Source organism: Streptomyces sp. BR123, from assembly GCF_013401435.1.
Lineage (GTDB): Bacteria > Actinomycetota > Actinomycetes > Streptomycetales > Streptomycetaceae > Streptomyces.
Genome location: NZ_JACBGN010000278.1, coordinates 1 through 9,371, shown reverse-complemented (window position 1 = coordinate 9,371; position 9,371 = coordinate 1). Strand labels below are relative to the sequence as shown.

Here is a 9,371-nt window from a genome sequence, read left to right as displayed (position 1 = left end):
GGCGGGGGCGGCGGTGGAGATGACCGTGTCCAGGAAGGCCGACGCGTGCTCCCGGAGGGACGGGTCGCAGGCGCGGACACCGAGGGTGATCTCGGTCCCGGCGGCGGTCTCGGCCACGGCGAAAGACAGCGGGACCAGTGGTGCGTGTACGGGAAGCGCGTACGCGGTGGCGGCGGTGAAGCCGCCGCCGGACAGTTCGGCCGGGTCCAGCAGGCCGAGGTGGGAGACCACGGCCGAGGCCAGGTGGCGGTCGGCGCGTACGGAGGCGCCCTGGGCGGCGCGCAGCAGCGCGGCGACGGCGGCCGGGGGCATCCGGGTGACGAGGCCCGCCTCGAACCCGGCGGCGAGTTCGGCGCCGTCGGCGAGGGCGGCCAGCAGCCGGGACTGGGCCCGGGCCCAGTCCTGGCCGGGACGCAGGTCCAGGAACAGCGGGAGGGTGAGGTTGCCGGTGGCCGCCGCGAGGTGCGGGCGGTGGCGGCGCAGGTCCACCGGGACCATGACGCGGGTGTCGCGGCGTGCGGTGTCGGCGACGGCTTGGGCGAGCCGCGCGGTGAGCGCGGGGTGCCGGCCGGGCAGGGTGCGGCGCAGCCACAGGGTGCGGGGCGGGGTTCCGGGTGTGGCGGGGCCGAGCGGCGAGGGCCGGCCGGGCAGCGGGGAGGGCCGGCGGCGGCGTTGTCCGGCGGGCAGGGAACGCAGCAGGCCGTGGTCGGTCGCCGGGTCGGTTGCGGGCCGGGCGGGCTCGCCGCGCAGGGCGCGGAACACCTCCCGGACCCAGGTCAGGGCGCCGTGACCGTCCATCAGGGCGTGCGAGGCGCTGAAGACGAGCGCGGTCGGCGTGCCGCCGCGGCCGGGGATGGCGAGCACCTCGCAGCCGGGCGGTTCGGCCGGGCCGGAGCGGCCGGTGAGCAGCTCGGCAGTGGCGGGGGCGGAGGCGTCGAAGGCCGCGGCGGCCGGGTCGGCGTACACGACCTGCGGCAGCGGCCCGTCGGCCACCCACAGGGGGCCGCGGCGCACCAGGCGGGAGCCGGGGCAGGCCTCGGCGGCCCGGGCCACGGCGGCCCGGAGCTCCTCGCGGCCGGGCAGCCCGTCGCCCTCGACGACGACCCGCAGGGCCATGGCCCCGCGGGCGTGGCCGGCGCCGAGGTAGAGCCGCTCGGTGGGCGACACGGGGCGGCGGTAGGGGGCGGCCGCGGTGGTACGGGCGGCAGCCGGGGCACTGGTCGGCGTAACGGACGCGGCGGGTACGGCTGGTGTGGCGGGAGTGGTCGGGTGCGTGGTCATCGCGGGGGATCCCCTCGGGAGGCCGAACCGGCCGGGTCTGTGGTGCGCGGCAGCGGGCCCGCGACGGCAGCGCGGGAGGCGGCCGCCTCAGCGCCGGCCGACCCGGCGGCGGTGGCGGGTGTGGCGGGTCTGCTCGCGCGCGGGGTCATCGGGGGTCTGTGGTGTGGGGCGACGAACGATCCGCAGCCGACCGGGAGGCAGCCGAGCCGGTGACGGCCGCCCCGGCGACGGTCGACCGAGCGCCGGCCGACCCGGCCGCAGCCGACGGGGCAGCAGCCGGAGGTGCCGTCACGCGGGCGGTGTCCGGCGCGGCCGTGCGGGCCGGGGGGTTGGTCCAGGCGGGGATGCCGCCCTGGGCCGTGACCCAGGCGGCGAGGTCGCGGAGGCCTTCGGCGCGGCTGCGGGGGGCGTCGTAGCCGAGGTCGCGGTGGGCGGCGCCGGTGTCGTAGGTCGTCGAGCGGGTCAGCAGGGCCATCATGTAGCGGCTCACCGGCGGGCTGCTCGTGTCCGCGTCGGGCCGGAGCCGCCAGAGGGTCTCCACCGCGGCCGCCAGGGTGCGGCCCACCGGGAGGGGGATGCGCGGGCGGGGCGGTGCGCAGCCGAGCAGGCCGGCGACTTCGGCGAGGAACGGCCACAGGTCCGTCACCTCGCGGTCGGCGACGAAGTACGCGCGGCCGCCGATGCGTTCGGCGGGGGCGGTGACGGCGGCCCGCAGGCAGGCGTCCACCGCGTTGTCGACGTGGCACAGCGACACCAGGACGCGCTTTCCGCCCGACAGGTCGGGCAGCCGCCCCGCGTGCAGGGCGCCGATCAGCCGCGGCAGGAACCCGGCGTGGTCGCGCGGGCCCCAGATGCCCCGCGGGCGGATCGCGCAGGTGGTGAACCCCGGGCCGTCGGCCGCCAGGACGTGCTGCTCGGCGATGGCCTTCGTCGCGCAGTAGTGGTTGAACCAGCGGGTCGGGTACGGGGTGCTCTCGTCGATGCCGAGCCGGTCCCCCTCGCGCAGGTGCATCAGGGCGCTCGGGCTCGACACGAACACGAACCGCCGGGCGCCGGCCGCCCGGGCCGCCGCCATCAGCCGGAGCGTGCCGGTGATGTTGGCGGCCCTGAACTGCTCCGGGGTGCCGTGGTCGACGACGCGCGCCGCGCTGTGCACGACGGCCCGGCAGCCCTCGGCGGCCCGTTCCAGCGTGGCGGGCTGTGTCAGGTCTCCGGTGACGAGTTCGACGCCGGGCAGCGTGCGCAGCCGGGCCGTGTCGCTGCCGGGCCGTACGAGGGCCCGTACGCGGTGGCCGGATGCGATGCAGGCGTCGGCCAGGTGGCCGCCGAGGAAGCCGGTGGCACCGGTGATCAGGATGCGGGCGGGGGTCGTCACAGCTTCCGCCACCAGGTCGCACCGTAGAGGAGGGTCAGGCCGGCCGCGGCGGGGCGGCCGATGCCGGCGGCGCGGGCGCGCGGCAGGGCGAGCGGGATCTGGGCGGCGTGCCCGGCGATGCTGAGGACGGCGTCCGTCCACCACAGCACGCGGGGGAGGCGGGCCGCCGGGACCCCGGCGGTCGCGGCCCAGACGGCTCCGCCGACGAGGTACGCCCAGCCGGCGAGCGGGACGAGCTGTTCGGCGCGGTCCCGGGAGAGCAGGGGGGCGGGCGGGGCGAGTCGGCGCTCGGCCCAGCGGGCCAGCTCCTCGCGGCCGATCTTGGCGTTGTGCCGGATGTCGACCGGGAAACCGGGGTGGCGGAGGAACTCCGCCTGCTCCAGGCCCGTGGTGGGGGGGTGCGCGCAGGCGAGGGCGCGGAGTTCGGCGACGAGGCGGGGCCAGGCCTCCGCGTCGAGGTCCCCCTCGGTCTCCACGCAGACGACGGGGCGCTGGGGACGCCGGGGGCCCTGCCCCGCACCACCCGCACCACCCGCACCTCCGCGACCGCGGCCCCAGCCGCTGTCGGCGGTGGTACCGGAGGCAGGACCGGCGGCCGGGCCCGTGCCGTGGGGGCTGGTGGTGTCCGTGACGCCGACGAGGGCGGTGCGGCGTACCAGGGGGTGGGCGTTGAAAACGCCCTCGCAGCGCACGGTGTGCAGGTCGCGGTGCTCGGCGCGGACCCGCTGGGCTGCACGGCCGCAGAACCACAGACGCCCCTGCTCGTCGAGGTAGCCGAGGTCGCCGGTGCGGTGCCAGGTGCGCTGCGGTGTGCTGCCCGCCGTGACCGCCGCCGCGCCGGTCCCGGCTGCGTCGGCGGCGTCGTCGGCGGCGGCGTCGGCGGCGTCGTCGGCCGTGGCGTCGAGGACCTTGTGCAGGCGGTCGGCTTCGGGCGAGCGGTGGTAGCGCGGGCTGACGGATGCGCCGTGGACCGCGATCTCGCCGACCCGCCCCACGGGCAGTCGGGCCCCGGTCCCGAGACGGGGCAGCGGGCCGTCGGTGACGGGCAGGATCGCCACCCGGGTACCGGGCACGGGCCGCCCGACACAGGTCCCGGCACCCTCGGCGGCCCGCGCCGCGGTGCCGCCGCCGGCCGGTGCCGCCGGTTCCGCCGGTTCCGCCGGTGCCGTCGGATCCGCCACGGCCGCCGAAGCGGCATCGGCCACCGGATCCCCGAGGAGTTCCCCGGCCTCGATCGATGTGATCGGCAGCACCTCCGTCGCCCCGTACGTGACGTGGATGCGCGCGTCGGCGTGCAGGACGCGGCGCAGTGCGGCCACGGTCGTGTCGGGTACCGGGGCGCCGCCGCCGACGATGCAGCGCAGGGCGGGCAGCTCGTGGCGGCCCGGGGTGGCGGCGGTGAGGTGGTCGGCGAGGGTCCGCAGCAGGGCGGGCGAGGCGAACATCGTGGTCACGCCGAAGCGTTCCAGCGCGTCGACCAGGAGCGCGGGGTCGGCCTGCGCCACCCTGGCCGGGGCCAGCGGGGCGAGGACGAGGGTGGAGCCGTAGACGAGGTCGAGGACCCCGTAGAACGGCAGGGTGACCAGCGAGGTGTCCTCGCTGGTGCGGCCATGGACGGCCTCGATCTGGCGGGCGATCGACAGGGCCATCCGGTGGGTGTACTCGACTCCCTTGGCGGGGCCGGTGCTTCCGGTGGTGAAGCCGATCATCAGCAGGTCGTCGCGGCCGGCCGCCACCGGTGCGGTGCCGCCGCGCCGCGTGCTGTCGGCGCCGAGGGCGCGCACCGCGGTCAGGGTGCGGGCCCGGCCGAGCCGGTGCCGGCCCAGGGTGACGGGCACCCGTATCCCGGCGAAGGTGCGGCGGCCGAGGAGCCGTACGAGGTGGGCGAGCGGCGGCCCGATGAACGCCTCGGCCCCCACGGTCCGGTAGCAGTGCAGCATCCGGCGGACGCCCATGCCGGGGTCGACGACCACGGGCACGGCGCCGATGCGGAACAGGGCGAAGACGAGGGCGAACAGCTCGGGGCCGGGCGGGGCCATCAGGACGGTCTTGGTGCCCTTGGTGATTCCCGCCCGGGTGAAGCCGGCGGCCAACTGCTCGACGGCCTCCTGTAGTCGGCCGTACGTGAGCGTGCCGTACGCGGGGACCTCGGCGGGGCCCCGGTCGGGACCGGCGGGGAGTGCGCCGCGGATCCCGCGGGGGCGGTCGGGGTGGATGACGGCAGGCTTGTCGGGGTGGGCGCGGGCGTTGCGCTCCAGGAGGCCGGCGAGGCTCTGCGCGTCGAGGTCGCCCGATCCCCGGCCGGGGCCGGGGCCGACGCCGACACCAGGGCCGGTGTCCGGGCCGATGCCCGGGCCGGCGGCTGCGGCGGCCGGGCCGCGCTGCGAGACGGCCTGCCGGGTGGTTGCTGACGTCATGCCGGTCACCACCCCTGCGGCCGGTACGAGGCGCAGGCCGCGCTGGGTCCGGCACCAGCGGTCACGAACAGGATCCCGTCGTAGTCGGCGGGGCGGATGCCGCCCTCCAGGGCGCGCAGGTAACCGAGGATCGGGGCGGCGGTGTGCGGCTCCCCCGCAACGGCCCCGGGCTCCCCCGCGCCGCGTGCGTCGGCGGCGAGCGGCACCCGGGGCCCGATGAGCAGGGTCCGGGTGAGGTCGAGGCCGAACTCCTGCGCGTACGAGGCCACGGCGGCGGCGGCGAGTTCGCCGGTCCGCGTCTCGTGGCCGGGCGCGCGGCGCACCGTGATGCCGGAGCGGCCGCCGCTGCCCATGGTGTCGAGGTCGAGGTATCCCTCGACGTCGGTGGGCCGGTCGTCGCCGTAGTGGCGTACGGGCCCGAAGCCGGTGCCGGGGTCGGCGGCGCGCTCCAGCAGGACGGCGCCGGCCAGGTCGGCGTACGGGTAGTCGGGGTCGCGGGAGGCGTCCCCGCCGGGGTGGACGTCGGCGGCGGTGATCAGCAGCCGCTCGGTGGTGCCGGTCGCCAGCAGGGCCTGTGCGGCCTGGACGGCGCTGAGCACGCCGCAGGCCCCGTTCATCAGGTCGAAGGAGAAGCCCGCGGCCGGCTGGGGGTCGGCGAGGTAGTCGAGGTTGATGCCGACTTCCTTCTGGACCAGGGCGGACATGGCCGGTTCGAAGGTGTTGTGCTCCCGGTAGACGCCGACGTTGACGAGGACCCCGACACCGGACGGGGAGACGCGGGCGCCGTCCAGGCAGCTGCGGGCCGCGCGTCCTGCGAGGTCGACGGCGGAGGCCGGGGTGGCCGGGTCGGTGTGGGCCGCAGTGGCGGCGGCAGTGATGACGATGCCCATGGCGGCTCACACCCTCGCGTTCGTGATCGTGGCGGACAGGGCTCCGGTGACCACGCCGGAGGCGGCGGGCACCATCAGGTACCGGGCTCCACTGCGGCCCTGGTCGCGGTCGTGGTCGCGGCCGTGGTCGCGGTTCGCTGCCGAACCGGTGCTCCGCGGCAGCCCGTTCCCGCGCAGGTGCTCGCGCAGGGTGAGGAAGTGGGACGTGGTGGCGGTGTTCCCGAACCGCTCGACCACCTGCAGGGAGGCCGGCATGGGTGTGCCGAACTCCGCCTCGGCGGTCTGGTTGACGTAGTCGATGAATCGCGTGCCGACCTGGTGGTGAATCACGTAGTCGAATTCCTCGTCGGCGAAACGGTGTCCGTTCTTGGCGAGGAAATCCTCGTGGAATCTCGGCCACAGTTTGAGCCGGTTGCGGTCGTGCATCTTCTTGTTGTCGGTGTAGAGGGCGATTCCCTGGCCGCGGTCGCTCGGCATTCCCATGCACAGGTGGGAGTATTCCGAGCAGGTCATGAGCTCGATGTAGTGGATGCGGTCGGCGGGGTCGGTCGATTCGTCGAGGATGACCGCGGCCGCCGAGTCGCCGACCGAGAGGGAGGCGAACTGCGGGTCGTAGGAGTCGGTGAGCTCGCGGGCGGCGGTGCGGGCGACGCGGGTGGCCTGCTCGCCGCTGACGACCATGCCGCTGCGCACCGCGCCGGACCGGATCATGCGGTCCAGCAGCCAGACCCCGGTCATCATGCCGGCGCAGGCGTTGGAGACGTCGAAGCTCAGGACGCCGGGCCGGGCGCCGAGTTCGCCGGCCAGCATCCCGGCGAAGGACGGCTCGAAGTGGAAGCGGCTGCCGTCCTTGACCCGGGTGATCGAGGCGCTGATGACGACGTCGAGGTCGGCGGCCCGGTGGCGGGAGGCGGCCAGGCAGTCGCGGGCGGCCGCCAGGGCCATCCCGAAGGAGTCCTCCCCGGCGGCCGGGTCGGGGTCGTGGACGCGCCGCTCGGCGATCCCGGTGATCCGTTCGACGTCCGCGTCGCCGAGTCCCGGCGCCTCGGCGCGGAGTTCTTCGCTGGTCTGCGATCCCGCGGGAAGAAAGGCGCCGAGGGCCTCTATTCGGCTGCGACGCTCGGTGGTACTCATATTCGCCCTCCATGGCGATCCGCCGGACCCGTGATTCGGTATGCGCGGGCGCCGGTCGGTAAATGGCTGAAGGCCGTCACGGGTGACGGACAGCGAAGTTACCGTAGCGTACTGATTTTCTCGGCAAGGGCGGAGAGCTATCCGAGCCGGGCCGTCCGATCGAATATCAGCCAATCCCCGGACGGCCAATTCCCCGCCGCGGGAGGCGGCTTTGACCCGACCTGGGGGGCAGTGGGCCGGTCCGGCATCGGTACGCCGACGTCCGCGCCGCCCCCGCGCACCGCAACGGCGGCCCCGGCACGCCCCGGGAGGCGCGCAAAAGATGTCCGGAATCACCCGGTCCGTCTTGACCACGCGCCACCCGTGCCGCATCCACGTCCACGGCCGACGGCTGAGCCCCGCGCTGCCCTGCGCTACTCCCTGCGCTGCTTCCTGCGCTCCGCCGCACCGTTCGCCCTGCGGCCCGCCGCATCACCGGCGTTCGAACGCGCCGTGTGGCCCGTGTGGCCCGTGTGGCCCGGGCACCCCGGGGAGCGCCCGTACGGCCGGCACCGGGTCCGGGGTGGCCTGGTTGGTCCAAGGCCACTTGAGGCCCGCTGATCTCCCTTCCCCGGGCTCTGAGCAGCGACAAAGCTGATCCCTGTCAGCGAGGGAGACCTCGGGGACACCGCCTCGAAGCCTTCCGGGACGTCACCGCGGGACGTGTTCAGGGCAGTCCGGTCGTACGGACGGACGTCAGACGGGCAGCACGGCCGACACAACCTGTTCGAAAGGAACCACGACCGTCATGCGTACCGGAACCCCGCGGACCACCTCCCCCGACGCCACGAGCCCCGCCGTCGACTGACGGCCCGTCACGCCCGGAGCGGCCCCGAAGCCCCACCGCCGCCCGAGTGCCACGCCCCACACACCACGCGCCACCCGGACCGCTGTACCTGCAGGGCAGCCGTCCGACCGCGTCCGCCAGCGGCACACCGCCGCGGCGCCACCCGCGACATCCGTGACATCCGTGACCGCCGGTCGAGCCCCTGTCGGCTCCCGGCCCCACGAACCCTTCACCCACGAACCGGAGTACACCCATGTCCCGCAACGGAAAGTCCTTCCGCCGCACCGGAATCGCCGCCCTGCTCGCCATCGCCGCCGCGAGCGGCACCATCGTCGCGGTCAACGGCACCGCGGTCGCCGACCCGGCGCCCCCGGCAGCGACGGGCGACGCCCCCGTGACCGATGCCCCGAACCCCGACTTCGGAAGCACCGGCCAGGGCGCTGAGGTGCCCGTCGGCACCGAGGTGAGGGGAACGCCCTTCGCGGCGGCCGGTGCGGCCACGAAGATATCCCGCGAGACCGTCATCGAGCGGGCCAGGAGCTGGGTCGGCATCGGCCTCGACTACAACTGGGGCGGCCGTCACGGCGGTTACCGCACCGACTGCTCCGGATACGTCTCGATGGCCTGGGACCTGGACTCCTCGCTGACCACGGACACCTTCGAGCCGCGCGGCGTCGTCCACAGGATCGGCAAGTCGGACCTCAAGGCGGGCGACGCCCTGCTCGACAACGACGGCGGCGCGGGCGGCCACGTCGTCCTCTTCGAGCGGTGGGCCAACAGCGACCACACCAAGTACTGGGGCTTCGACTTCACGCCGAGCGGCGTGCACCACCGGATCTACGACTACCCGTACTACCCGGGCTACGGCCCGTACCACCGGGTCCGCTACAAGAACATCGTCGACGACGCCACGCCCAAGCCGCAGCCGTCCGCGGGCATGACGGACCTGGTCGCCGCCAACATCAACGGGGACGCCGTCGACGACGTCGTGGGCGTGGAGGCCTCCACCGGCAAGCTGTGGCTCTACAAGGGCAACGGCAACGGCACGATCGCCGCCGGCTCGGCCCGCGTCGAGATCGGTTCGGGCGGTTGGAACGGCATGCACGACCTGGTCGGCATGGACGTCGACAACGACGGCAAGACGGACGTGGTCGGCGCCGAGTCCTCCAGCGGAAAGCTCTTCTTCTACAAGAGCGACGGCTCCGGGCTGGAGACCCGCAAGGAGATCGGCTCCGCCGGCTGGAACGGCATGAACGACCTCATCGGCGGCGACTTCACCTCCAACGCCTACGACGACCTGGTGGGCGTCGAGAAGTCCACCGGCAAGCTCTACCTCTACCCCGGCACGGGGTCGGGCCTCGGGGACCGCAAGGTGATCGGCTCGGGCGGCTGGTAGCAGCCCACAGGAGAGGTGCCGGGGGCGTGAAGCTCCCACCCCGGCCCCCCTC

5 protein-coding genes and 1 pseudogene are annotated in these 9,371 nt (G+C 75.2%); 1 reads left to right on the top strand and 5 read right to left on the bottom strand.

The window, feature by feature from the left end; translation table 11 throughout:
* The 5 genes and pseudogenes from HYE82_RS29590 to HYE82_RS29570 all read right to left on the bottom strand — a co-directional run.
* Positions 1–1,281, bottom strand: a pseudogene (locus tag HYE82_RS29590) (hypothetical protein); the annotation flags it as partial.
* A gap of 145 nt (positions 1,282–1,426) precedes the next feature.
* The gene (locus HYE82_RS29585) at positions 1,427–2,668 is read right to left on the bottom strand and encodes an NAD-dependent epimerase/dehydratase family protein (RefSeq protein WP_309144488.1); all 1,242 of its coding nucleotides are present in this window, start codon (positions 2,666–2,668) and stop codon (positions 1,427–1,429) included.
* Positions 2,653–5,073: an AMP-binding protein gene (locus tag HYE82_RS29580; protein ID WP_179177257.1), complete on the bottom strand. Its 2,421-nt coding sequence runs from the start codon at positions 5,071–5,073 to the stop codon at positions 2,653–2,655. Before HYE82_RS29580 ends, HYE82_RS29585 begins: the two co-directional genes overlap by 16 nt.
* Before the next feature lie 5 nt (positions 5,074–5,078).
* Complete coding sequence (locus HYE82_RS29575) at positions 5,079–5,963, bottom strand: hypothetical protein (RefSeq protein ID WP_179177256.1); 885 nt, start codon at positions 5,961–5,963, stop codon at positions 5,079–5,081.
* Positions 5,964–5,969: 6 nt separating this feature from the next.
* Positions 5,970–7,097 (bottom strand): 3-oxoacyl-ACP synthase III family protein, encoded by a 1,128-nt coding sequence (locus tag HYE82_RS29570; RefSeq protein ID WP_179177255.1) that lies wholly within the window; start codon positions 7,095–7,097, stop codon positions 5,970–5,972.
* A gap of 1,079 nt (positions 7,098–8,176) precedes the next feature.
* Between HYE82_RS29570 and HYE82_RS29565 the strand changes: the two genes are divergently transcribed.
* Positions 8,177–9,319, top strand: coding sequence for a VCBS repeat-containing protein (locus tag HYE82_RS29565; RefSeq protein WP_179177254.1), 1,143 nt, complete (start codon positions 8,177–8,179; stop codon positions 9,317–9,319).
* The last annotated feature ends 52 nt before the right edge of the window (positions 9,320–9,371 follow it).